The sequence below is a fragment of the Burkholderia sp. USMB20 genome (assembly GCF_000949135.2).
GTDB lineage: Bacteria > Pseudomonadota > Gammaproteobacteria > Burkholderiales > Burkholderiaceae > Burkholderia.
The window spans coordinates 1-24,567 of sequence record NZ_JTAN02000014.1 but is presented as its reverse complement, the minus strand read 5'-3'; the positions used below and the strand labels follow the sequence as shown (position 1 = coordinate 24,567).

15 protein-coding genes and 3 pseudogenes are annotated in these 24,567 nt (G+C 68.4%); 9 read left to right on the top strand and 9 right to left on the bottom strand.

Features of this window, described 5'->3' with window-relative positions; genetic code table 11:
* Nucleotides 1-1,998: pseudogene (locus tag PL79_RS18390) on the top strand (hypothetical protein); the annotation flags it as partial.
* A 111-nt stretch (nucleotides 1,999-2,109) separates the two neighbouring features.
* Here PL79_RS18390 and def read toward each other — a convergent pair.
* The 5 genes and pseudogenes from def to PL79_RS18365 form a co-directional block, all read right to left on the bottom strand.
* Nucleotides 2,110-2,643 carry a peptide deformylase gene (def, locus tag PL79_RS18385; protein WP_044847933.1) on the bottom strand — a complete coding sequence of 178 codons (534 nt, stop codon included), beginning with the start codon at nucleotides 2,641-2,643 and terminating at the stop codon, nucleotides 2,110-2,112.
* Nucleotides 2,640-4,715: an NAD-dependent DNA ligase LigA gene (gene ligA, locus PL79_RS18380; protein ID WP_044847934.1), complete on the bottom strand. Its 2,076-nt coding sequence runs from the start codon at nucleotides 4,713-4,715 to the stop codon at nucleotides 2,640-2,642. The genes def and ligA overlap by 4 nt, the downstream gene beginning before the upstream one ends.
* Before the next feature lie 175 nt (nucleotides 4,716-4,890).
* Nucleotides 4,891-6,185, bottom strand: a pseudogene (locus PL79_RS18375) (cell division protein ZipA C-terminal FtsZ-binding domain-containing protein).
* An 85-nt stretch (nucleotides 6,186-6,270) separates the two neighbouring features.
* The gene (gene smc, locus PL79_RS18370; protein WP_044847936.1) at nucleotides 6,271-9,783 is read right to left on the bottom strand and encodes a chromosome segregation protein SMC; all 3,513 of its coding nucleotides are present in this window, start codon (nucleotides 9,781-9,783) and stop codon (nucleotides 6,271-6,273) included.
* Between the two features lie 141 nt (nucleotides 9,784-9,924).
* Nucleotides 9,925-10,866, bottom strand: a complete 942-nt coding sequence (locus PL79_RS18365; protein ID WP_044847937.1) for a DMT family transporter — start codon at nucleotides 10,864-10,866, stop codon at nucleotides 9,925-9,927.
* 167 nt (nucleotides 10,867-11,033) lie between these two features.
* Here PL79_RS18365 and dapC point away from each other — a divergent pair, with 167 nt between their 5' ends.
* The 6 genes from dapC (at nucleotide 11,034) to cls (ending at nucleotide 17,208) form a co-directional block, all read left to right on the top strand.
* Entirely contained in the window at nucleotides 11,034-12,266 is a 1,233-nt protein-coding gene (gene dapC / locus PL79_RS18360) for a succinyldiaminopimelate transaminase (RefSeq protein WP_044847938.1), read from the top strand.
* A gap of 45 nt (nucleotides 12,267-12,311) precedes the next feature.
* On the top strand, nucleotides 12,312-13,139 hold the full coding sequence (gene dapD, locus PL79_RS18355; RefSeq protein WP_006478479.1) for a 2,3,4,5-tetrahydropyridine-2,6-dicarboxylate N-succinyltransferase: 828 nt from the start codon (nucleotides 12,312-12,314) through the stop codon (nucleotides 13,137-13,139).
* Entirely contained in the window at nucleotides 13,139-13,507 is a 369-nt protein-coding gene (locus tag PL79_RS18350) for an ArsC family reductase (protein ID WP_044847939.1), read from the top strand. The genes dapD and PL79_RS18350 overlap by 1 nt, the downstream gene beginning before the upstream one ends.
* A gap of 88 nt (nucleotides 13,508-13,595) precedes the next feature.
* Nucleotides 13,596-14,735 (top strand): succinyl-diaminopimelate desuccinylase, encoded by a 1,140-nt coding sequence (gene dapE / locus PL79_RS18345; protein WP_044847940.1) that lies wholly within the window; start codon nucleotides 13,596-13,598, stop codon nucleotides 14,733-14,735.
* A gap of 11 nt (nucleotides 14,736-14,746) precedes the next feature.
* Nucleotides 14,747-15,655 (top strand): 50S ribosomal protein L3 N(5)-glutamine methyltransferase, encoded by a 909-nt coding sequence (gene prmB / locus PL79_RS18340; RefSeq protein WP_044847941.1) that lies wholly within the window; start codon nucleotides 14,747-14,749, stop codon nucleotides 15,653-15,655.
* A gap of 113 nt (nucleotides 15,656-15,768) precedes the next feature.
* Nucleotides 15,769-17,208, top strand: coding sequence for a cardiolipin synthase (cls, locus tag PL79_RS18335; protein WP_044847942.1), 1,440 nt, complete (start codon nucleotides 15,769-15,771; stop codon nucleotides 17,206-17,208).
* Nucleotides 17,209-17,314: 106 nt separating this feature from the next.
* Here cls and PL79_RS18330 read toward each other — a convergent pair whose 3' ends face one another.
* Entirely contained in the window at nucleotides 17,315-17,794 is a 480-nt protein-coding gene (locus tag PL79_RS18330) for a glutathione peroxidase (RefSeq protein ID WP_044847943.1), read from the bottom strand.
* Between the two features lie 136 nt (nucleotides 17,795-17,930).
* Between PL79_RS18330 and PL79_RS18325 the strand changes: the two are divergent.
* Nucleotides 17,931-19,863, top strand: a pseudogene (locus PL79_RS18325) (ATP-binding cassette domain-containing protein).
* Nucleotides 19,864-20,066: 203 nt separating this feature from the next.
* Here PL79_RS18325 and PL79_RS18320 read toward each other — a convergent pair.
* From PL79_RS18320 to alr, 3 genes are all read right to left on the bottom strand, one after another.
* Complete coding sequence (locus tag PL79_RS18320) at nucleotides 20,067-20,333, bottom strand: DUF2866 domain-containing protein (protein WP_044847945.1); 267 nt, start codon at nucleotides 20,331-20,333, stop codon at nucleotides 20,067-20,069.
* A gap of 149 nt (nucleotides 20,334-20,482) precedes the next feature.
* Nucleotides 20,483-21,859, bottom strand: coding sequence for a DNA repair protein RadA (radA, locus tag PL79_RS18315; protein WP_044847946.1), 1,377 nt, complete (start codon nucleotides 21,857-21,859; stop codon nucleotides 20,483-20,485).
* An 11-nt stretch (nucleotides 21,860-21,870) separates the two neighbouring features.
* Nucleotides 21,871-22,941, bottom strand: a complete 1,071-nt coding sequence (gene alr, locus PL79_RS18310) for an alanine racemase (RefSeq protein WP_044847947.1) — start codon at nucleotides 22,939-22,941, stop codon at nucleotides 21,871-21,873.
* Nucleotides 22,942-23,159: 218 nt separating this feature from the next.
* Here alr and lplT point away from each other — a divergent pair, with 218 nt between their 5' ends.
* Nucleotides 23,160-24,467 carry a lysophospholipid transporter LplT gene (gene lplT, locus PL79_RS18305; RefSeq protein ID WP_044847948.1) on the top strand — a complete coding sequence of 436 codons (1,308 nt, stop codon included), beginning with the start codon at nucleotides 23,160-23,162 and terminating at the stop codon, nucleotides 24,465-24,467.
* Nucleotides 24,468-24,567 lie beyond the last annotated feature (100 nt).

The following is a 24,567-nucleotide window of genomic DNA, read 5'->3' as shown; positions in this document are numbered from 1 at the left end:
ATGCGCACCAAATTAACCGTCAAGAATCCGAAGCCGGGCGTCGCCGACCCGCGCCCCTGTCCGCTCCGGCAGCCTCGTCGCCCGCAAGGCGGTGCGCCCCGCCGCGCTACCCGCAGGCGACAAGCCGGCGCGCCCGAAGAAGGCCGCGCCGGCCGCCGCCGGCGAACGCTCGTTCAAGGCCGCGGCGGCGCGGCAGGCGCCGAGCGCCCGGGGCGGATCGCGCACCGGCCAAGCGTGCGCCGCGTGAGGCGGTGCCGAACGCGGCACGCGCGCGCGGCGTATCGCGACAACGCAGCCGGCGAAGGGGCGAAGCGCAGCTTCGGCGACCGTCGCACGTCGTCGGATCGCCCGCCGCGTCGCGATGATGATGCACGTCCGCGTCGCGCGGGTGGCGAAGGCGGCGCACGTGCGCCGTATCGCGACAACGCATCCGGCGAAGGCGCAAAACGCAGCTTCAGCGACCGTCGCACGACGTCGGATCGCCCGCCGCGTCGTGACGACGATGCACGTCCGCGTCGCGCGGGTGGCGAAGGCGGCGCACGTGCGCCGTATCGCGACAACGCGTCCGGCGAAGGCGCAAAACGCAGCTTCGGCGACCGTCGCACGTCGTCGGATCGTCCGCCGCGCCGTGATGACGATGCACGTCCGCGTCGCGCGGGTGGCGAAGGCGGCCCGCGTGCGCCCTATCGCGACAACGCATCCGGCGAAGGGGCGAAGCGCAGTTTCGGCGACCGTCGCACGTCTTCAGATCGTCCGCCCCGTCGTGACGACGATGCACGTCCGCGTCGCGCGGGTGGCGAAGGCGGCCCGCGTGCGCCCTATCGCGACAACGCATTCGGCGAAGGCGCAAAACGCAGTTTCGGCGACCGTCGCACGTCGTCCGATCGCCCGCCGCGTCGCGACGACGATGCACGTCCGCGTCGCGCGGGTGGCGAAGGCGGCGCACGTGCGCCCTATCGCGACAACGCATCCGGCGAAGGCGCAAAACGCAGCTTCGGCGACCGTCGCACGTCGTCCGATCGCCCGCCGCGTCGTGATGAAGACGCCCGCCCGCGCCGCGCAGGCGCCGATGAAGGCAAACGCCCGTCCTATCGCGACAAGGCATCCGGCGAAGGCGCGAAGCGCAGCTTCGGCGACCGCCCGGCACGCCCCGCACGCGACGGCGAACGCCGCTCGTTCGGTGCGGTCAAGACTGCGCAACCGGTCAAGCGCGCGGCGGCCGAAGTCGACCACGGCGACGAAACCGGCCTGATGCGCCTGTCGAAGCGCATGTCCGAACTCGGCCTGTGCTCGCGCCGCGAAGCCGACGAGTGGATCGAAAAGGGCTGGGTGCTCGTCGACGGCGAACGCATCGACACGCTCGGCACCAAGGTCCGCCCGGACCAGAAGATCGAGATCGACGAGCGCGCGAGCGCCGCGCAGGCCGCGCAGGTGACGATCCTGCTGCACAAGCCGGTCGGCTACGTGTCGGGTCAGGCGGAAGACGGCTATGAACCGGCATCGGTGCTGATCACGCGCGCCAACCAGTGGAGCGGCGACCGCTCGCCGCTGCGCTTCTCGCCGCAGCACCTGCACGCGCTCGCGCCGGCCGGCCGGCTCGACATCGACTCCACCGGCCTGCTCGTACTGACGCAGAATGGCGTGATCGCCAAGCAGCTGATCGGCGAGCAGTCGGACATCGACAAGGAGTATCTGGTGCGCGTGCGCTTCGGCGAACGGCTGATCGACATCGACCAGCACTTCCCCGCGGAATCGCTCGCGAAGCTGCGCCACGGCCTCGAACTCGACGGCGTCCCGCTGAAGCCGGCGATGGTCAGCTGGCAGAACGGCGAACAGCTGCGTTTCGTGCTGCGTGAAGGCAAGAAGCGCCAGATCCGCCGCATGTGCGAACTGGTCGGTCTCGAAGTGATCGGCCTGAAGCGCGTGCGGATGGGCCGCGTGATGCTCGGCGCGCTGCCGCAGGGGCAATGGCGCTACCTGTCGGCCGACGAGTCGTTCTGACAGCGGGCACGCGCTGCGTGCCGCACCATGAAACAAGCCCGCGCAAGCGGGCTTTTTCATATCCGGTACGAAACCACACGCAACGCGGCGCGCGCAGCCGCATCAAGGTCAGTCGTCGGCGGCCGGATCGAGCCCCGGGAACAGCACCTCGGTGAAGCCGAAGCGCGTGAAGTCGGTGATCCGCATCGGATACAGCTTGCCGATCAGGTGATCGTATTCGTGCTGGACGACCCGCGCATGGAAGCCTTCGGCGACACGGTCGAGCTTCGCGCCGAACTGGTCGAAGCCGCTGTAACGCACCTTCGCGTAGCGGCTGACGACGCCGCGCATGCCCGGCACCGACAGGCAGCCTTCCCAGCCCTCTTCCATGTCCGGCGGCATGTACTCGAGCTTCGGGTTGATCAGCACAGTCTCGGGCACCGGCGGTGCATCCGGATAACGGTTGTTGCTGCCGAAGCCGAAGATGATGATCTGCAGCCCGACGCCGATCTGCGGCGCGGCGAGCCCCGCGCCGTTCGCGTGATGCATCGTCTCGAACATGTCCGCGACGATCTCGTGCAGCTCGGGGGTGTCGAACCGCTCGACCGGCTTGGCGACTTCGAGCAGGCGCGGATCGCCCATCTTCAGGATCTCGCGAATCATGGCGTATTGCCCTCCAGGAGTTGGTGCAGTCCGTCTTCGTCCAGCACGGGGATGCCGAGTTCCTCGGCCTTCGCGAGCTTGCTTCCGGCGTCGGCGCCCGCGACCACATAATCCGTCTTCTTCGATACCGAGCCCGCGACTTTCGCGCCGGCCGCTTCGAGCATCTCCTTCGCCGCGTCGCGCGTGAGGTTCGGCAGCGTGCCCGTCAGCACGACCGTCTTGCCGGCGAGCACGCCCTGTGGCGCCTTCGGCGCGGGCGGGCCTTCGGGCCACGTGACCTTGCCGGGCGCGCGCAATTGCTCGATCACCGTGCGGTTGTGCTCTTCCGCGAAGAACTGGTGAATCGACTCGGCCACGATCGGCCCGACGTCGTTCACTTCGAGCAGTTCCTCGATCGACGCGTCCATGATCGGCGTCAGCGACCCGAAGTGCTTCGCGAGATCCTTCGCGGTCGATTCGCCGACATGGCGGATCCCGAGCCCGTAGATGAAGCGCGCGAGCGTCGTGTGCTTCGCCTTCTCGAGCGAGTCGAGCAGATTCTGCGCGGACTTCTCGGCGAACCGGTCGAGTTCAGCGAGCGTCGCGAAACCGAGATTGAACAGGTCGGCCGGCGTGCGCACGAGATTCAGTTCGACGAGCTGATCGATGATCTTCTCGCCGAGCCCGTCGATGTCGAGCGCGCGGCGCTGCGCGAAGTGCCACAGCGCCTGCTTGCGCTGCGCCGGGCAGAATAGCCCGCCCGTGCAGCGCGCGATCGCCTCGTCCGGCAGGCGCTCGATCTTCGAACCGCACACCGGGCACTCGGTCGGCATCACGAACTCGGCAGCGTCCGCCGGCCGCCGATCGAGCAGCGCACCGACGACCTCGGGGATCACGTCGCCCGCGCGCCGCACGATCACGGTATCGCCGATCCGGATGTCCTTGCGGCGCACTTCGTCCTCGTTGTGCAGCGTCGCGTTGGTCACCGTCGCGCCGCCGACGAACACGGGCTCGAGCCGCGCGACCGGCGTGATCGCGCCCGTGCGGCCAACCTGCACGTCGATCGCGACCAGCTTCGTCAGCGCTTCCTGCGCCGGGAACTTGTGCGCGAGCGCGAAGCGCGGCGCGCGCGACACGAAGCCGAGGCGGTCCTGCTCGTCGCGCCGGTTCACCTTGTAGACGACGCCGTCGATGTCGTACGGCAGCGACTCGCGCTTCTCGCCGACCTTGCGGAAGAAGCCGAGCAGGCCATCGGCGCCCCGCACGACCGCGCGTTCGCGGTTCACCGGCAGGCCGAGCGTTTCGTACCAGTCGAGCAGCGCGCTGTGCGTGTCCGGCATCGGCATCCCGTCGAGCCTGCCGACCCCGTACGCGAAGAACGACAGCGGACGCTGCGCGGTGATCTTCGGGTCGAGCTGGCGCAGGCTGCCGGCCGCCGCATTGCGCGGGTTCGCGAATTCGCGCTGCTCGGCCGCGCGCTGGCGTTCGTTCAGGCGTGCGAAATCACGCTTGAACATCAGCACCTCGCCGCGCACGTCGAGCACGGCCGGCACATGCTTGCCCTTCAGCTTCAGCGGGATCGAGCGGATCGTGCGGACGTTCTCGGTCACGTCCTCGCCGGTCGTGCCGTCGCCGCGCGTCGACGCCTGCACGAACACGCCCTGCTCGTAGCGCAGCGAGATCGCGAGCCCGTCGAACTTCAGCTCGCACGCGTATTCGACCGGGTCCGTCACCGAGCCGGCGAGATCGGTCGTCTTGTCGAGCGCATCGGCGACGCGCTTGTCGAATGCGACGATGTCCTCGTCGGCGAAGCCGTTGTTCAGCGACAGCATCGGCGCGTCATGGACGACCGGCGTGAATCCGCCCGCCACTTCGCCGCCGACGCGCTGCGTCGGCGAATCGGGCGTCACGAGTTCGGGATGATCGGTTTCGAGTTGCTGCAGCTCGCCGAACAGCCGATCGTATTCGGCGTCGGGCAGGTCCGGCTGGTCGAGCACGTAATAGGCGTAATTCGCCCGCTCGAGTTGGTCGCGCAGCCACGCGGCACGCGCGTCGGGCTGGCTGGCTGGCGGTTCGGCTTGGGTTCGGGCCATGCTGGCGGCAGATTCGTTCTGAAAAATCGGATGTTCGATTATCTCAGTTTGACGCCGCGACGGGGGCGCGCGATGCGTGCCGCGCAGGCCCGCTGCAGCACATCCAGGCGGGGTGTGTGCACTGCAGCAGCGACCGACGGGCGACGGCACGTCAGGCCGCCGCCCGTGCAACGCGTTACTGGCTGAAGAGACGGCGCGTGACCGGCGAACCGGCCGGGATGCCCGCTTCCTCGAGCTTCGCGTACAGCTTCATCAGTTGCTGGTCGATCGCGACGAGCGTCGATTCCGGCAGCGGCCGGCGCGAATCGTCGACGACCCGCGCGCCGATCCGCTCGGACAGCGACTTCGCGTAATCGCACATCAGCCGGAACGGCAGGATGTCCTCTTCGGCGACCGGCACGTCGAGCACCAGCGTGATCATGTTGCCGCCCTTGTAGGTCAGGTCGTCGCGCAGGAAGTTCGTGTCGCCGAACTGCAGCATGAACACAGGGTTCTGCTTCGCGTCGAGCTTCACGAACCGCGTGCCGTCGCGCGACAGCAGCAACCCGTCCTGGGACGCGACGGCCTGCACGTAGTTCGCCGACCACGGCGCGCCGTCCGACATCACGTTGATCGACAACTGAGCGTCGCACTGCGCGGCAAAGCCGTCGAGCTCGCGCGCCATCGCGACCGTCTCCATCATGTCGGGGAATTCCGGTGCGCCGTCGATCGTGTCGGCGAACTGCTGGACGCCCGTCACGAACTCGGAGAATTCGAGCTCGTTCAGCGCGCCGCTGCGGTTCGCGAGCTGCGCGGCCGCGCGCAGCTCTTCATAGCGCACGCCGTTCTGCAGCAGCTCCCATTGGCCGCCTTCCGGCTTGCCTTCGATATGCACGGGCTTGCTGCCCGCGCGGCGCAGCCGCTGCGCGGCCGGCAGGATCTTGTCGCCCGGCAGCGGCGCGCCGAGGCGAATCGGCACGATGCAGTCGATCCGGCGGTCGACGATCGCGGGCGGCGCCGACGAAATCGTCGTGGCGGCCGGCAGCACGGGTTCGGCCGGTTCGTGCGATGCGGCGGCGGCCGGCGCTTCCTGCGTGGCGGCGGCGGCATCGTCGACGGCCTGCTCGGCCGACTCGGTCCGACCCCGACGGCGCGTCGCCCCGGTGGCTTCGGCCTGCAGGTCGGCCGGCGTGTCGGCAGGCGCCACGCCGCCGAAGGTCGGCTCGACGCGCGCGGCTTCGACCTGCGCGCTCGCGGCGCGGCGGCGGCCGGTGCCGGCGCCGCGGGCTCGCGGCGTGCGGGCTGGCGCACCGGCTCGATGAACGGCAGCTCTTCGTCGCGCTCGGGGCGATTCATCGCCTCGACCGCCTCTTCCGGCATCGGGCGCGGCATCCTGCGCCGCACCTTCGCGCCCTGCCACGCGTTGTAGACCACGACGCCGCCCACCACGACGGCGCCCGCGCCGATCAAACCGAGTGTCAACTCGTCCATGCACGCTCCATCAGCAATTCTTGTTCGTCGGAACCGCGAACGGGCGCCCATGCGCCGCGCGAACGCGGTCCGGTTTCTTCAAACGTCAATTCTGGGCAAAACCCGCGGCGGTTTCCATGTCCACCGCGACGATCCGCGACACGCCCTGCTCCTGCATCGTCACGCCGATCAGCTGCTGCGCCATCTCCATCGCGATCTTGTTGTGCGAGATGAAGAGGAACTGCGTCTTGTCGGACATCGCGCGCACGAGATTCGCGAAACGCTCGGTGTTCGCGTCGTCGAGCGGCGCGTCGACCTCGTCGAGCAGACAGAACGGCGCCGGGTTCAACTGGAACATCGCGAACACCAGTGCGGTGGCGGTCAGCGCCTTTTCGCCGCCCGACAGCAGGTGGATGGTCGCGTTCTTCTTGCCCGGCGGCTGCGCCATTACCTGCACGCCCGCATCGAGGATTTCGTCGCCCGTCATGATCAGCTTCGCCTGGCCGCCGCCGAACAGGCGCGGGAACAGGTCGCTGAAGTGACGGTTGACCTCGTCGAAGGTACCCTGCAGCAGCGTGCGGGTTTCCTGGTCGATCTTGTGGATCGCATCCTCGAGCGTCGTGATCGCGTCGGTCAGGTCGGCCGACTGCGCATCGAGGAACACCTTGCGCTCGCTCGCGGCCTTCAACTCGTCGAGCGCGGCCATGTTGACCGGACCCAGCGCGTTGATCGCGTTGTTCAGGCGCGTGACCTCGCCCTGCAGGTACGACGGTTTCAGGTCCGGCGTCAGCTTCTCGCGCAGCGCTTCCTCGTCGACCTCGGCCGCCGCGAGCTGCTCGGCAAACTGCTCGACGGACAGGCGCGCGGCCTGCTCCTTCAGCTGCAGCTCGGTGATGCGGTCGCGCAGCGGCTGCAGCGAACGCTCGGCGACGAGACGCTGCTCGTCCGACGCGCGCAGCTTCGCGGTCAGGTCGTCGAGTTCGATCCGCGCGGCCTGCAGCGCCTCTTCCTTCACCGCGCGAATTTCGAGCGCGTCCTGCAGGCCCGTGTGCGCGGTCTGCTCGTTGATCGTTTCGAGTTCGGCGCGCGCGTCTTCCAGCGACGCGGCGACGCGCTCGCTCTGCTCGTGCGCGACCTGGATGCTGCGCTTCAGTTCGTCGATGCGCGTGACCGCGTTGCGCGCGGCGAAACGCGCGTCGTTCGCGCCGCGCTCGAGGTCGCGCGCTTCCTGGCGCGCCTGCGTCAGCGATTCGTCGAGCGCCTCGAACGCGAGCTGGTTGTCCTCGAAGCGCGCCTGCAGTTCCGCGAGTTCGCCGTCGAAGCGCTCGAAGTTCGCTTCCGATTCCGCGCGCAATGCGCGCTGCTCGTCGATCTGCGCGCCGATCTCCTCGAGTTCCTCGCGGATCTGCGTGCTGCGCTGCGTGTAGCGTTCATGCGCCTGGGCGAGCTTCAGCACGTCCATCTGCAATGCATGCACGCGCTGGGTCGCGCGTTCGGCCTGCGCGCGCACGTCGCCGAGCGCCTGCGTGGCCTGCGTGTGCGCGGCTTCCGCGCGCACCGCCGCCGTGCGGGCCTCGTCGGCGAGCAGCGCCTGCGCGCGCACCTGGCGCGTCAGGTTCTCGATCTCCTGCTGGCGGGCCAGCATCCCGGCCTGCTCCGAATCGGCCGCGTACAGCTGCACGCCGACACGCGTGACGATGTGGCCGGCCTTCACGACGAACGCGCCGCCGGCCGGCAGTTGCGCGCGCGTCGCGAGTGCCTGCGCGACGTCGTCGGCGACGTACACGTTGCCGAGCCAGTCGTTCAGCACCGCGCGGATGCCTGCATCGTCGATGCGCACGAGCGACAGCACCGGGCGCAGCCCGGCCGCGGCGGCCGGCGGCTCGCCGGCCACGGGCGGCGCGTAGAACGCGAGCTTCGCGGGCGGCGCATCGGTCGCGAACGCCTTCACCCAGTCGAGATTCGACACTTCGAGCGCGGCGAGGCGCTCGCGCAGCACGGCCTCGAGCGCCGCTTCCCAGCCAGCCTCGACGTGCAGCTTCTTCCAGAGACGCGGCAGCGCGCCGAGCTCGTGCTTGTCCAGCCACGGCTGGATCTTGCCTTCGGTCTGCACGTTCTCCTGCAGCTGCTTGAGCGCGGCGAGCCGCGCCTCGAGCTGGTGGATCTGCGCGCTTTCGGCCTGCACGCGCTCCTGGGCCGCGCGGCGCTCGCCGTCGAGGCGCGGTACCGTTTCCTGCGCATCGGCGAGGCGCGCCTGCGCTTCGGCGAGGATCTCTTCCTGCTCGGCGAGCTGCATGCGCAGTTCTTCGAGCTGCGCCTCGTCGGGCGCGTCGAGCCCGCCCGCCTCGGACTTCAGGCGCTCGTGGCGCTGCTGAAGCTGCTGGAGCTGCTGGTCGGCATTGCGCTGGTGCGCAGCCTCGAGCTTCAGCGACTGTTCGGTCTGCGCGATCCGCGCGCGCTCGTCGTTGAGCTGCGCCTGCGCATCGCGCCATTTCGCCTCGAGCGCCGGCAGCGCGTCGTGTTTCGCAGCCGCGTTGTCTTCGGCGAGCGCGGCCTTTTCGTCGGCCATCGCGCGCGCCTCTTCGGCTTCCTCGAGCTCGTCCTGCGCCTTCTCGGCCTGCGCGCGCCATTGCTCGCGCTGCGCGTTCAGCGCGGCGATCTGCGCCTGCACGCGGTTGCGCGATTCGACGATGAACTTGATCTCGGCCTCGAGGCGGCTCACTTCGGCGTTGGCCTCGTAGAGCGCGCCCTGCGCGCCCTGCATCGCGTCGCTCGCCGAGTAATGCGCGACCCGCAGCGTCTCGAGCTGCGATTCGACCTCGCGCAGTTTCGCCGTCTGCGCCTCGAGGTCGATCTGCGCCTGTTCGATCGCGCGCTGCTGCTTCTGCTGCTCGCCCGCGGCCTCGTTCTTGCGCAGCAGCCACAACAGGCGCTGCTTCTCCTCGCCGTCGGCGACGAGTTCCTTGTACTTGGTCGCGACGACGGCCTGCGCCTCGAGCTTCTCGAGGTTCGCGCCGAGCTCGCGGACGATGTCCTCGACGCGCGTCAGGTTCTCGCGCGTGTCGTGCAGGCGGTTCTCGGTCTCGCGGCGGCGCTCCTTGTACTTCGACACGCCCGCGGCTTCCTCGAGGAACACGCGCAGCTCTTCCGGCTTCGCCTCGATGATCCGCGCGATCATGCCCTGCCCGATGATCGCGTACGCGCGGGGCCCGAGGCCCGTGCCGAGGAAGATGTCCTGGATGTCGCGCCGGCGCGCCGGCAGGTTGTTGATGTAGTAGCTCGACGTGCCGTCGCGCGTCAGCACGCGCTTCACGGCGATCTCGCCGTACTGGCCCCACTGCCCGGCCGCACGGCCGTCGGAGTTGTCGAAGATCAGTTCGACGCTGGCCCGGCTGCCGGGCTTGCGGGCGGTCGAGCCGTTGAAGATCACGTCCTGCATCGACTCGCCGCGCAGCTCGGACGCGCGCGACTCGCCGAGCACCCAGCGCACGGCATCGATGATGTTGGACTTGCCGCACCCGTTCGGGCCCACCACGCCGACAAGCTGGCCCGGAACCTGGAAATGCGTGGGATCGACAAAGGATTTGAAGCCAGCGAGTTTGATCGAGCTCAGACGCACGGCGGTATCGGATGTGAAGAAGAGGTGAAACGGACGGGGCCGCGACGCGCGGGGCCGGACGGCCCGTGTGCGCGATGCGCCCCGGAATTCAAAAGCGGGGCCGCGCGCATCTCAAGCGTTGGGCCCCGCAAACGGCTTCCATCATACCATCGCGCGTGCGCCGTCCCGCCCGTCGCCGGGTTTGCCCGATGCCGGCGCGGCACGATGGACCCGGCTCGACAGCAGCGTCGCCAGCACGATGCACGCGCCGCCCGCCCACTCTCGCGCGCTCGGCAGTTCGCTCGCGAACACCCACGCCGACAGCGCGGTGATCACGATCTCGAACAGCATGATGATCGACGCGCGGTTCGCCGGCACGCGCGCGAGCCCGTATTGCACGAGCAGGTTGTTGGCGGCCATCGTCACGCCGATCGCGGCGATGATCGCTGCCGCGACGCCGAGCTGGCTTCCCGCCGGCGCGGCCGGCAGCCCCTCGAACAGCGACGCGACCGCGCCGAACACCGCCGCGCCGCCGAACAGCGTCGCCGTACGCATCTCGGCGCGCATCTCCGGCAGCTCGCGGCTCGCCTTGATCACGAGCACGTTGCTCATCGCGAAACTCAGGCCGGCCGCGAGCCCCGCCCATTCGGCCGGGTTGGCCGGCAGCGGCACGCCGAGCTGCGGCGACCACAGCATCAGCATCGCGCCGCCGATCGACAGCGCCGCGAGCGCCGCGCCGGCCCAGGTCAACCGCTCGCGCAGCAGGAAATGCGCGTAGATCGCGGTCCATGCCGGGGTCAGGTAGAACAGCAGCATCACGCGCAGCACTTCGCCGTGGATCGTGCCCCACACGAAACCGAGGTTGGTCACGCCCGCCGTGATCGCGATGCCCGGCAGCACCCAGTGCCAGCGCAGCGTGGCGATCGTGCGGTGCCGCACGACGACCACGAACAGGAACGCGACCACGCTCGTCAGCGCGCTCGCCAGCGTGCCGGTGAGCCCGAGCGACGCGAGAATCCGCAGCGGATACCAGATCAGGCCCCATACCGACGCGCCGATCAGGATGGCCAGCGTCGGCAGGCTGCCGCGTACCGCGTTATTCATTTGATTCGCTACCCTTTATTCGAGCGGCCCGGCCGCCGTTCCGGCGGGCCGCGACCGCATTGCGTCACGTTATAATCGTCCGCTGCGAGCCGCGCGCCGTCGGCGCCCGCCCGCAGCCGTGCGGCACCCGCGCCGCCCCTTTCGCCCTTTCGCTCCAACCGGCCGCGATGGCCGCTTCGCCCGTGAACCCTCGACTCGACTCGCTCCAGCCCTATCCCTTCGAAAAGCTGCGCGCCCTGTTCAAGGACGTGACGCCTTCCGGCGACCTGAAACCGATCAGCTTCGGCATCGGCGAGCCCAAGCACCCGACGCCGGCGCTGATCCGCGACGCCGTGGTGGCCGCGCTCGACGGTCTCGCGTCGTACCCGGCCACGGCCGGCTCGGACGCGCTGCGCACGTCGATCGCACACTGGCTCGAGCGCCGCTACGGGCTGCCGGCAATCGACCCGGCGACGCAGGTGCTGCCCGTATCGGGCTCCCGCGAGGCGCTGTTCTCGCTCGCGCAGACTGTGATCGACGCGCGCCCGCGCGCGGATGGCAAGAAGGCGATCGTACTCTGTCCGAATCCGTTCTATCAAATTTACGAAGGCGCGGCGCTGCTGGCCGGTGCCGAACCCTATTTCGCGAACAGCGACCCGGTCCGCAACTTCGCGTGCGACTACGCGGCCGTGCCCGATGAAGTCTGGGCGCGCACCCAGCTGCTGTACGTGTGCTCGCCGGGCAACCCGACGGGCGCCGTGCTGACGCTCGACGACTGGCGCGAGCTGTTCGCGCTGTCCGACCGCCACGGTTTCGTGATCGCGTCCGACGAGTGCTATTCGGAGATCTATTTCGACGAAGCGGCGCCGCCGCTCGGCGGCCTCGAGGCCGCGCACCGCCTCGGCCGCGGCTTCGAGCGGCTCGTGATGCTGTCGAGCCTGTCGAAGCGCTCGAACGTGCCGGGCATGCGCTCGGGCTTCGTCGCCGGCGACGCCGCGCTGCTGAAAAAATTCCTGCTGTACCGCACGTACCACGGCGCCGCGCTGTCGCCGGTCTGGCAGCACGCGAGCATCGCCGCGTGGAACGACGAGGCGCACGTGCGCGAGAACCGCGCGCTGTACCTGCAGAAGTTCAGCACGGTCACGCCGATGCTGGCCGACGTGATCGACGTGAAGCTGCCCGACGCCGCGTTCTACCTGTGGGCCAACGTCGCGCGCACCGGCCTGTCGGACACCGAGTTCGCCCGCCGCCTGTACGCCGACTATAATGTGACGGTTCTGCCCGGCTCGTACCTCGCGCGCGATGCGCACGGCACGAATCCGGGCCGCGATTTCATCCGGATCGCGCTCGTCGCGGGCACCCCCGAATGCGTCGAGGGCGCGCAACGCATCGTCGATTTCTGCCGGGCTCTCGCGCGGTAAGACGTCCATCCCGATCAATTCCATTCATCTCCTGCGAAAACGAACATGTCGCAACAACTTCAGCAAATCATCGATACCGCCTGGGAAAACCGCGCCGAGCTGTCGCCGAAGGCCGCGCCCGCCGACGTCCGCGAAGCCGTCGCTCACGCGATCGAGCAGCTCGACAAGGGTGCACTGCGCGTCGCCGAGAAGATCGACGGCAACTGGACCGTCCATCAGTGGCTGAAGAAGGCCGTGCTGCTGTCGTTCCGCCTGGAGGACAACGCACCGATGCCGGCGGGCGGCTACTCGCAGTTCTACGACAAGGTGCCGTCGAAGTTCGCGAACTACACGGCCGAAGACTTCGCCGCGGGCGGCTTCCGCGTCGTGCCGCCGGCCATCGCGCGCCGCGGCTCGTTCATCGCGAAGAACGTCGTGCTGATGCCGTCGTACACCAACATCGGCGCATACGTCGACGAAGGCACGATGGTCGACACGTGGGCGACGGTCGGTTCGTGCGCGCAGATCGGCAAGAACGTGCACCTGTCGGGCGGCGTCGGCATCGGCGGCGTGCTCGAGCCGCTGCAGGCCAACCCGGTCATCATCGAAGACAACTGCTTCATCGGCGCGCGCTCGGAAGTCGTCGAAGGCGTGATCGTCGAGGAGAACTCGGTGATCTCGATGGGCGTGTACCTCGGCCAGAGCACCAAGATCTACGATCGCGAAACGGGCGAAGTCAGCTACGGCCGCATCCCGGCCGGCTCGGTCGTCGTCGCCGGCAACCTGCCGTCGAAGGACGGCTCGCACAGCCTGTACTGCGCGGTGATCGTGAAGAAGGTCGACGCGAAGACCCGCGCGAAGGTCGGCCTGAACGAGCTGCTGCGAGGCGACTGATGGCCAAGCCGCGCACCGTGGTCGTCTACGGCATTCCGAACTGCGACACCGTGAAGAAGGCCCGCGTGTGGCTCGACGATCACGGCGTCGAGTTCGAGTTCCACGACTTCAAGAAGCTCGGCGTCAGCGCACCGCTGGTCGAAGACTGGCTGAAGGACGTATCGCTCGACGCGCTCGTGAACAAGCGCGGCACGACGTGGCGCGGCCTGGACGACGCCATGAAGGCGGCCGCGGAAACGAAGTCCGGCGCGGTTGCGCTGATGATCCACAAGCCGTCGGTCATCAAGCGCCCCGTGCTCGTCGTCAACGGCCGCGTGAAATCGCTCGGCTTCGTGGCCGATCAGTACGCGGCGCTGTTTGCCGCCTAGGGCGGCCCGCGCGGCGCCCGCGCTGCACACGACGCCTCATCGCTGCCGGCCACCGCGCCGGCATTTTTTATCGAAAGTGGTCCGAACCATGTCCGCCACCCTAGCCCTTACCGAACAGCTGATCGCCCGCGCGTCCGTCACGCCCGACGACCAGCATTGCCAGCAGATCATGACCGAGCGCCTCGCCGCGCTCGGCTTCGAATGCGAAACCATCGCGTCGCATGGCGTGACCAACCTGTGGGCCGTCAAGCGCGGCGCCGACGGCCGCGACGGCAAGCTGCTCGCGTTCGCGGGCCACACCGACGTCGTGCCGACCGGCCCGCTCGAGCAGTGGACCTCGCCGCCGTTCATTCCCGCGCATCGTGACGGCAAGCTGTACGGCCGCGGCGCGGCCGACATGAAGACGTCGCTCGCGGCGTTCGTCGTCGCCTCCGAGGAATTCGTCGCGGCCCACCCCGGCCACCGCGGCGCGATCGCGTTCCTGATCACGAGCGACGAGGAAGGCCCGGCCACCGACGGCACCGTGAAAGTCGTCGAACTGCTCGAAGCGCGCGGCGAACGTCTCGACTACTGCATCGTCGGCGAGCCGACGTCGACCGCCGAACTCGGCGACGTCGTGAAGAACGGCCGCCGCGGCTCGATGTCGGGCGAACTGATCGTCAAGGGCGTGCAGGGCCACATCGCGTACCCGCACCTCGCGAAGAACCCGATCCACCTGCTCGCGCCGGCGCTCGCCGAGCTCGCCGCCGAACAGTGGGACGAAGGCAACGAATACTTCCCGCCGACCACCTGGCAGGTGTCGAACCTGCATGCCGGCACCGGTGCGACCAACGTGATCCCCGGCCACGCGGACCTGATGTTCAACTTCCGCTTTTCGACGGCGAGCACCGTCGAGGGCCTGCAGGCGCGCGTGCATGCGATCCTCGACAAGCACGGCCTCGAATACACGCTGAAGTGGTCGGTGAGCGGCCTGCCGTTCCTCACGCCGCGCGGCGACCTGTCGAACGCGCTGGAGAACGCGATCCGCGCCGAGACCGGCCTCACGACCGAGCTGTCGACGACGGGCGGCACGTCCGACGGGCGCTTCATCGCGCGCATCTGCCCGCAGGTGATCGAGTTCGGTCCGCCGAACGGCAGCATCCACAAGATCGACGAGCACATCGACGTGCGCTTCGTCGACCCGCTGAAGAACGTGTACCGCCGCGTGCTCGAACAACTGATCGCCTGACGGAGCCTCGCATGACGACACCTTTTGCAACTGTTCGCGACCTGCTGCGCTATGCGGTCACGCGCTTCTCGAAGGCGAAGCTCGCGTTCGGCCACGGCTCGGACAACGCGTACGACGAAGCCGCCTACCTCGTGCTCCACACGCTCGACCTGCCGCTCGACACGCTCGAGCCGTTCCTCGATGCCCGCCTGCTGCCCGACGAAATCGCGGCCGTGCTCGCGGTGATCGAACGGCGCGCGACCGACCGCGTGCCGGCCGCGTATCTCACGCATGAAGCGTGGATGCATGGCCACCGCTTCTACGTCGACGAGCGCGTGATCGTGCCGCGCTCGTTCATCGGCGAACTGCTCGACGACGGGCTGCAGCCGTATGTCGCCGATCCCGAGCAGGTCGGCGCGGTGCTCGAGCTGTGCACCGGCTCCGGCTGCCTCGCGATCCTCGCGGCCAGCGCGTTCCCGAATGCCGAGATCGACGCGGTCGACCTGTCCGAGAAGGCACTCGAAGTCGCCGAGATCAACGTGCGCGACTATGGCCTCGACGATCGCATCACGCTGCATCGCGGCGACCTCTACACGCCGCTGCCCGCGTTCCGCGCCGAACCCGACACGCGCTACGACGTGATCCTGACGAACCCGCCGTACGTGAACGCGACGTCGATGGCGGCCCTCCCGCCCGAGTACCGGCACGAGCCGGAAATGGCGCTCGCGGGCGGCGACGACGGGATGGACATCGTGCGGCGCATCATCGGGCAAGCGCACAACTGGCTGCACGACGACGGCGTGCTCGTCGTCGAGATCGGCAACGAGCGCGAGCACGTCGAAGGCGCGTTCGGCGGCCTCGAGCTCACGTGGCTGCCCACCAGCGCGGGCGACGACGCCGTGTTCCTGATCCAGGCGTCGGACCTGCCGCACAAGGCCTGACGGCGCGCCGCGACCGAACCGTGCGGTACGGCACACCGCTGTCCCGCACGGTTGGGTAAGATGCGCGTAAGCGGCCGTCGCGCCGCACGACTTCAGGAGTCCGTCACGCGCCCATGACCCTCGACTGGCTACATCTCGGCACCCTGGTCCTGGCCATCCATGTGCTCGGGATCATCGCGGCGTGTCATGCGCTCATGAATACCCGCACGTCGCAAGGCGCGATCGCATGGGCCGTGTCGCTCGCCGCGATGCCGTACCTGACGCTCATCCCGTACCTGTTCCTCGGCCGCAGCAAGTTCTCCGGCTATGTCGACGCGCGGCGCCACGAGATGGAAGCGCTGCGCACGCACGCACCGCGCGCGCCATGGCCCGCTGCGGACGCAACCGACGGGCAGGCCGCCGACGCGATCGGCCGGGCCGCCGTGCTCGCGCTCACGCGGCTGGGCGGAATGCCGTTCGTCGGCGGCAATGCGGTGCGCACGCTCGTGAACGGCGACGCAACCTTCTCGGCGATCCTGTCGGCGATCGACGCCGCGCGCGACTACGTGATCGTCCAGTTCTTCATCGTGCGCGACGACGCGCTCGGCCAGATGCTGCGCGACGCGCTGCTCGCCCGCACGGCGGCCGGCGTGCGCTGCTACCTGCTGTACGACAGCATCGGCAGCTTCGACCTGCCGCGCGGCTACGTCGACACGCTGCGCCGCGGCGGCGTCGAGGTCCATCCGTTCGCGACCCACCGCAAGTTCGTCAACCGCTTCCAGCTCAACTTCCGCAACCATCGCAAGATCGTCGTCGTCGACGGCAATCGCGCGTTCGTCGGCGGTCTCAACGTCGGCGTCGAATATCTCGGTGGGAACCGGCGCCTGTCGCCGTGGCGCGACACCCATATCGAGATTCGCGGCCCGGTGGTGGCCAGCATCCAGTACGTGTTCGCCGAAGACTGGCACTGGGCCACGCAGACGCTGCCGCCGCTCGCCGCGCCGCCGGAGGCGCTGCCCGACGACGCGATGCATTGCCTCGCCGTGCCGATGGGGCCGGCCGACAAGCAGGAAACCGGCTCGCTGTTCTTCGTCGAGGCGATCAACGCCGCGCGCGAACGGGTCTGGATCACGACGCCGTATCTCGTGCCCGACGAAGCGGTGATCGCCGCGCTGAAGCTCGCGGTGATGCGCGGCGTCGACGTGCGCATCCTGATTCCGAGCCGGCGCGATCACTACGTGGTGTTCGAGGCGTCGAAGCTCTATGCGCGCGATCTCGTCGACGCTGGCGTCAAGGTGTTTCGCTACCGGCCCGGCTTCCTGCATCAGAAAGTGCTGCTGATCGACCGCGTCGCGGCCGCCGTCGGCAGCGCGAATCTCGACAACCGCTCGTTCCGGCTGAACTTCGAAATCATGGTGCTGACCGTCGACCGCGCGTTCGCCGCCGAAGTCGAAGCGATGCTCGACGCCGATTTCGCGCTGGCCTACGAAGTCGATGCGAACGAGTATCGGCACTCGCCCGCGTGGCGGCGTATCGCCATGCACGTCGCGCGCCTGTTCGCGCCGATCCTGTAGCGGTTGCGCGAGCGCCGGCCCCGCGCCGCCGCCCGGCGGCGCATGCTTTCGCACGGCGCGACCCAGGCAGGCTCGATCCGAACCGCCCGCTCGCCGCATCGAACCGTCAAAGCAGCTTGTCGATATCCGCGGCGATTTCCTCGGGCTTCGTCGACGGCGCGTAGCGCTTGACGATCCGCCCGTCGCGGTCGATCAGGAATTTCGTGAAATTCCACTTGATCGCCTTGAGGCCGAGGATGCCGGGCGCCTCGTCGGTCAGGTAGCGGTACAGCGGATGCGCGTGGTCGCCCTTCACGTCGATCTTCGCGAACATCGGGAACGTGACGCCGTAGTTGCGCTCGCAGAACGCGCCGATCTCCGTGGCGTCGCCCGGCTCCTGCTTGCCGAACTGGTTGCACGGGAAGCCGAGCACGAAGAAACCGCGGGCCGCGTACTGCTCATACAGCTTCTGCAGGCCCGCGTACTGCGGCGTGAAACCGCACTCGCTCGCGGTATTGACGATCAGCAGCACCTTGCCGCGATACGCGTCGAGCGACGCGGGTGCGCCCGCGAGCGTCTCTGCGCTGAACGAATACAGGGTGGACATCGGGCACTCCTTTTACGAAACCGTATCGACGTGGAGTCTAGGCGAAATCGCGTCGTTGCGGCACCTGCCGAACGGCCGATATCCGGGGCGACGCGCGCGCAGTCTAGAATAGCGGTTTTGGTCAGTCATTCCCGCCGTGATCCGTTTCAATCAGTTCAGCCTTGCGCGCGGCACCAAGCCGCTGTTCGAGTCGGCCTCGTTCGTGCTCAATCCCGGCGAGAAAGCCGGCCTGATCGGCGCGAACGGCGCCGGCAAATCGACGCTCTTCTCGGTCCTGCGCGGCGAGCTGCATTCCGACGGCGGCGATTTCGCGATGCCGCCGTCGTGGCGGATCGCCCACGTGTCGCAGGAAACGCCCGCCGTCGACCGCTCCGCGCTCGACTACACGCTCGACGGCGACACCGCGCTGCGCGAGATCGAGGCGCGTATCGCCGCCGCCTCGGCCGCGCACGACGGCGCGGCCGAAGCCGACGCGCACGCGGCGTTCGCCGACGCCGACGGCTATACGGCCCGCGCGCGCCGAAGCGCTGCTGCTGCTCGGCCTCGGCTTCACGCTCGCGCAGACGCGCGAATCGGTCGCCAGCTTCTCCGGCGGCTGGCGCATGCGGCTGAACCTCGCGCAGGCGCTGATGTGCCGCTCCGACCTGCTGCTGCTCGACGAACCGACCAACCACCTCGACCTCGACGCGATCGTCTGGCTCGAAGACTGGCTGCACCGCTACGCCGGCACGCTCGTCGTGATCTCGCACGACCGCGAATTCCTCGACTCGATCTGCAACGTCACGCTGCATCTGGAAAATCGCCAGGTGAAGCGCTACGGCGGCAATTACTCGCAGTTCGAAGTGCTGCGTGCGCAGCAGCTGGCGCTGCAGCAAAGCGCGTACGAAAAGCAGCAGAAGACGATCGAGCACCTGCAAAGCTTCGTCGACCGCTTCAAGGCCAAGGCAACCAAGGCCAAGCAGGCGCAAAGCCGGATGAAGGCGCTCGAGAAGATGGAGCTGATCGCGCCCGCGCACATCGCGTCGCCGTTCACGTTCGAGTTCCGCACGCCCGACGCCGCGCCGAACCCGATGATGGTGATGGAAGACGTCCGCTGCGGCTACCACGCCGAGGACGGCACGGACATCCCGATCGTCGAACGCGTGGCGCTGTCGATCCAGAACGGCCAGCGCATCGGCCTGCTCGGCGCGAACGGCCAGGGCAAGTCGACGCTGATCAAGACGCTGGCCGGCACGCTCGCGCCGCTGTCGGGCCACGTGCGCGACGGCAAGGGGCTGACGATCGGCTATTTCGCGCAGCACCAGCTCGAAACCCTGCGCGAGGACGATTCGCCGCTCGCGCATCTCGCACGGCTCGCCCCCGATACGCGCGAGCAGGAACTGCGCGACTTCCTCGGCGGCTTCAATTTCTCCGGCGACATGGCGACGAGCCCGGTCGGCCCGTTCTCGGGCGGCGAGAAGGCGCGGCTCGCGCTTGCGCTGATCATCTGGCAGAAACCGAACCTGCTGCTGCTCGACGAACCGACCAACCACCTCGACCTCGAGACGCGTCACGCGCTGACGATGGCGCTCGCGCAGTTCGAAGGCACGCTGATCCTCGTCTCGCACGACCGCCACCTGCTGCGCGCGACCACCGACCAGTTCATGCTCGTCGCGAAGCACCGGCTGCAGCCGTTCGACGGCGACCTCGACGATTACCGCGACTGGCTGCTGCAGCATGCGGCCGAGCAACGCGCGGCCGCGAAGGCCGACAGCGCGGCGGCAGCGGGCGCGGATCCGGGCGTCAACCGCAAGGACCAGAAGCGTCAGGCGGCCGAAGAGCGCCAGCGGCTGTCGCAGCTGAAGAAACCGCTGCAGAACCGCATCACGAAGCTCGAAAGGGAAATGGAAACGCTGCACGCGGAGAAGGCGCGCCTCGACGCGTTCGTCGCCGATCCGGCGAGCTACGAAGCCGCGCGCAAGACGGAACTGACCGAAGCGATCCGCAAGCTGGGCGAGGTCAATGCCCGGCTCGAAACGGTCGAGGCGGACTGGCTCGCCGTGCAGGAAGAACTCGAGCAGATCGGCTGAACGCGCGCCGGGCGCCGTCGGCCGGTCGTTTCAGCGGCGGCCGGACGTCCTCGGCACGATCCACGGTCTACGATCGACGACCGGCGAACCCGCCCGGCCGCACCGGGCGCGGAAACGACAAGGCCGGGCGCCCGGGCCCGGCCTCTTTGTCATTGTCGCGTTCGACGTGATCGCGTCGGCCGTGTGCCGGCCGCGCCAACCGCTCAACGCCGCGGCAACGTATCGCGCGGCATCTGCTCGTCATCGCCCATCAGGTGACGCCGCCCTTCGGTCGGCCGGCGGATCGCCGCGGCGACCTCCGCTTCCGTCACGTCCTCGGACACGACCCGGCGCGCCAGGCGCCCTTCGTCGTCGATCCATTCGACGATGCGGCATCCGCCGCCCCACGGCTGAACGATCGGCTCCGACACACGGCAGCCGCGCAGGTTGTAACTGCGTCCGCTCGGCGCTTCCCCATACTGTTTAAACATAGGTTCCCTTCGCATTGCGCGGTTCGACGATCCGGCAAAGGATAGGGAAAAGCGATGTCCGGCGGGTTACATCAGCCTACATATTCATTACAGTCAATTACGCGACAGATCACCGCGGGCCAGCGCACGCCGGCGCTGGCCCGCCACGGCTATTCGAGATCGCGCACACGGTCGATCGCCTGCTCGATCCGCTCGACGGCCATCACGTTCAGTCCTTCGATCGGCTGTTTCGGTGCATTCGCCTTCGGGATCAGCGCGGCGGTGAAACCGAGCTTCGCCGCCTCGCGCAGGCGTTCCTGGCCGCGCGGGGACGGCCGGATCTCGCCTGCCAGCCCCACTTCGCCGAACACGATCAGGCCCTTCGGCAGCGCCTTGTTGCGCATCGACGAATGGATCGCGAGCAGCACCGCGAGGTCGGCGGCCGGCTCGGTGATCTTCACGCCGCCCACCGCGTTCAGGAACACGTCCTGGTCGAAACACGCGATGCCCGCGTGCCGGTGCAGCACCGCGAGCAGCATCGCGAGCCGGTTCTGCTCGAGGCCGACCGCGAGCCGGCGCGGGTTCGGCACGTGGGCCGTATCGACGAGCGCCTGGATCTCGACGAGCAGCGGGCGCGTGCCCTCCTGCGTGACGAGCACGCAGGAACCCGGCACGACCTGCTCGTGCTGCGACAGGAACAGCGCGGACGGGTTCGCGACGCCGCGCAGCCCGCGCTCGGTCATCGCGAACACGCCGAGCTCGTTGACCGCGCCGAAGCGGTTCTTGAACGCGCGCACGAGCCGGAACGACGAATGGGTGTCGCCCTCGAAGTACAGCACCGTGTCGACGATGTGCTCGAGCACGCGCGGGCCCGCGAGGTTGCCCTCCTTCGTCACGTGCCCGACCATGATGATCGCGGTGCCGGACTGCTTCGCGATGCGCGTGAGCTGCGCCGCGCACTCGCGCACCTGCGCGACCGAGCCGGGCGCCGATGTCAGCGCTTCGGAATAGACGGTCTGGATCGAGTCGATGACGGCGACGTCCGGCCGTTCCGCGTCGATCGCTGCCTGGATCTTCTCGAGCTGGATCTCGGCGAGCAGCTTCAGCTCGGCCGCCGGCGCGCCGCCGTCGAGCAGTGCGAGCCGTTGCGCGCGCAACGCGATCTGCGCGGCCGATTCCTCGCCGCTGATATAGAGTGCGCGCCGCTCGCTCGCGATGTCCGCGAGCGACTGCAGCAACAGCGTCGACTTGCCGATGCCGGGATCGCCGCCGATCAGCACGACGCCGCCCGGGACCAGCCCGCCGCCCAGCACGCGATCGAATTCGCCGATGCCGGTGGAGAAGCGCGGCACGTCGGCCGCTTCGATGTCGACGAGGCGCTGCACGGGCGCGCGTTTCGCGAGCGACTGGAAGCGATGGGCGGCCGGCGACTCGGCGACCGATTCGACGAGCGTGTTCCAGGCCTGGCACGACGGGCATTGCCCCTGCCACTTCGGGGTTTGTCCGCCGCACTCGCTGCAGACGTAGACGGTTTTCTGTTTGGCCACGCGTGCTGCCCTTATTCCGCGCGCACCGGTACGCGGGCGGCGACCGCGCACATCAGTTCATAGCCGATGGTCCCGCAATGGCGCGCGACGTCGTCGATCGGCAGCGCGTTGCCCCACAGCTCGACCCGCGCGCCGACGCCGGCCTGCGGGCACGGCGTCAGGTCGACGGTGATCATGTCCATCGACACGCGGCCGACGATCCGCGTGCGGATGCCGTCGACGATCACGGGCGTGCCTTCGGGTGCGACGCGCGGATAGCCGTCCGCATAGCCGCACGCGACGACGCCGATGCGCATCTGCGCTTGCGCGGAGAATGTCGAGCCATAGCCGATCGCCTGCCCCTTCGCGATCGTCTGCACGGCGATCAGCTCGGAGGCGAGCGTCATCGCGGGCTTCAGGCCCGTGTCGGCGATGTCGGACGACAGCCCCGACGGCGATGCGCCGTACAGCACGATCCCCGGCCGCACCCAGTCGAAGTGCGTATCCGGATGCCACAGCACGGCCGCCGAATTCGCGAGGCTGCGCGCGCCCGCGATGCTTGCCGCGCCGCGCTCGAACGTCGCGAGCTGCTCGGCGACGCCGCGCTCGTTGTCGGCGTCCGAAAAATGGGTCATCAACGTGATCTGGCCGATGCCGGGGCACGCACGGGCGCGCTCCCACGCGGCGCGGTACTTCTCCGGCACGTAGCCGAGCCGGTTCATCCCGCTGTTCATCTTGAGCTGCACGTTGACGGGCTTCGACAGCCGCGCCGTCTCGAGCATCCGCATCTGCTCGTCGTTGTGGACGGTGGTCGTGAGGCTGTAGCGGTCGATCACGTCGATGTCGGTCGACCGGAAGAACCCTTCGAGCAGCAGGATGGGGCCGGCCCAGCCGAGCTCGCGCAGCTTCACGGCCTCGTCGAGGTCGAGCAGGCCGAAGCCGTCGGTGCCGCGCAGGCCGGGAAACACGCGCGCGAGACCGTGGCCGTACGCGTTGGCCTTGACGACCGCCCAGACCTTGGACGGGCCGGCAAAGCGGCGGACGACGGAGAGATTGTTCGCGAGGGCGGCGGTGTGGATGGTGGCGGAGATCGGGCGCGGCATGGGAAATTTACGTAAAGACGCTTGCGAATCATCAGCTTACCGCGCCTTTTGAGCACCGAAGCCGACAATTTGCGGAACGATCGGGGAATCTTGCTAGTCCGAATTGCCGTATTTTCGTGTTATAAAGCCGTGCGCACAACCCATTTCGAACGGAATAAGCCGATCGCATACCAGGCGGCCTACGCGGCCCTGCCGCAGCGACGAAAGCATCGCATCAGATGAAAAAAGGTTTTTACACCATCATGGCCGCGCAGTTTTTCTCGTCGCTGGCCGACAATGCGCTTCTCATCGCCGCCATCGCCCTGCTGAAAGACCTCCACGCCCCCAACTGGATGACACCGCTGCTCAAGCTGTTCTTCGTGTTGTCGTATGTGGTGCTGGCGGCCTATGTCGGTGCGTTCGCCGATTCGCGTCCGAAGGGGCGCGTGATGTTCATCACCAATTCGATCAAGGTGGTCGGCTGCCTGATCATGCTGCTCGGCGCCCATCCGCTGATCGCATACGGCATCGTCGGGTTCGGCGCCGCGGCCTACTCGCCCGCGAAGTACGGCATTCTGACCGAGCTGCTGCCGGCCGACCGGCTCGTCGCCGCGAACGGCTGGATCGAAGGCACGACCGTCAGCTCGATCATCCTCGGCACCGTGCTCGGCGGCGCGCTGATCAGCCCGCACATCGCGTCGCACGTGATCGCGCACACGCCAGCCTGGATCGCCACGCCCGCCGAAGCGGCGATGGTGATCATCATGGCGATCTACGTGATCGCCGCCATCTTCAATCTGCGGATCCCCGATACCGGCGCGCGCTACCCGAAGCAGGAGCGCGGCCCGGTCAAGCTCCTCACCGACTTCGCCGACTGCTTCATGGTGCTCTGGCGCGACAAGCTCGGCCAGATCTCGCTCGCGGTCACGACGCTGTTCTGGGGCGCGGGCGCGACGCTGCAGTTCATCGTGCTGAAGTGGGCCGAAGTGTCGCTCAACATGTCGCTGTCCGAAGGCGCGATCCTGCAGGCGGTGGTCGCGGTCGGCGTCGCGGGCGGTGCGATCGCCGCCGCCGCGCGGATCCCGCTGAAGAAGTCGCTCAGCGTGCTGCCGGTCGGCATCATCATGGGTATCGCGGTCATGCTGATGGCGTTCTACACGCGCGACCTGTTCCCGGCGCACTGGGCCGTGCATTTCGGCCACCTGCGCCTGCCCGTGTACCTGATCGTCGCGTACATCTTCCTGATCTGCGTCGGCGCGCTGTCCGGCTACTTCGTGGTTCCGATGAACGCGCTGCTGCAGCATCGCGGCCACGTGCTGCTGTCGGCCGGCCATTCGATCGCGGTGCAGAACTTCAACGAGAACCTGTCGGTGCTCGTGATGCTGTGCCTGTACGCGGTGCTGGTCTGGCTCGACGTGCCGGTCGGCGTCGTGATCGTGCTGTTCGGCACGTTCGTGTGCCTGACGATGTGGCTCGTGATGCGCCGCCACCAGGCGAACCAGCGTCAGTTCGACTCGGTCGCGCTGATCGGCGAATCGCGGCACTGACGCTACACTTCCTGTTTCCGTCCGTCGGCGCCGGTCTTCGAACCGGCGCCTTGCCATCATGACGCACCCGATACCCAACGTCCTGACGATCGCCGGCTCC

Excerpts from the sequence above, each read along its gene's own strand:
- def (WP_044847933.1), bottom strand. The coding sequence starts at position 2,643 with ATGATTCGCGAGATCCTGAAGATGGGCGATCCGCGCCTGCTCGAAGTC.
- ligA (WP_044847934.1), bottom strand. The coding sequence starts at position 4,715 with ATGGCCCGAACCCAAGCCGAACCGCCAGCCAGCCAGCCCGACGCGCGT.
- PL79_RS18365 (WP_044847937.1), bottom strand. The coding sequence starts at position 10,866 with ATGAATAACGCGGTACGCGGCAGCCTGCCGACGCTGGCCATCCTGATC.
- dapC (WP_044847938.1), top strand. The coding sequence starts at position 11,034 with ATGGCCGCTTCGCCCGTGAACCCTCGACTCGACTCGCTCCAGCCCTAT.
- dapD (WP_006478479.1), top strand. The coding sequence starts at position 12,312 with ATGTCGCAACAACTTCAGCAAATCATCGATACCGCCTGGGAAAACCGC.
- PL79_RS18350 (WP_044847939.1), top strand. The coding sequence starts at position 13,139 with ATGGCCAAGCCGCGCACCGTGGTCGTCTACGGCATTCCGAACTGCGAC.
- dapE (WP_044847940.1), top strand. The coding sequence starts at position 13,596 with ATGTCCGCCACCCTAGCCCTTACCGAACAGCTGATCGCCCGCGCGTCC.
- prmB (WP_044847941.1), top strand. The coding sequence starts at position 14,747 with ATGACGACACCTTTTGCAACTGTTCGCGACCTGCTGCGCTATGCGGTC.
- cls (WP_044847942.1), top strand. The coding sequence starts at position 15,769 with ATGACCCTCGACTGGCTACATCTCGGCACCCTGGTCCTGGCCATCCAT.
- PL79_RS18330 (WP_044847943.1), bottom strand. The coding sequence starts at position 17,794 with ATGTCCACCCTGTATTCGTTCAGCGCAGAGACGCTCGCGGGCGCACCC.
- PL79_RS18320 (WP_044847945.1), bottom strand. The coding sequence starts at position 20,333 with ATGTTTAAACAGTATGGGGAAGCGCCGAGCGGACGCAGTTACAACCTG.
- alr (WP_044847947.1), bottom strand. The coding sequence starts at position 22,941 with ATGCCGCGCCCGATCTCCGCCACCATCCACACCGCCGCCCTCGCGAAC.
- lplT (WP_044847948.1), top strand. The coding sequence starts at position 23,160 with ATGAAAAAAGGTTTTTACACCATCATGGCCGCGCAGTTTTTCTCGTCG.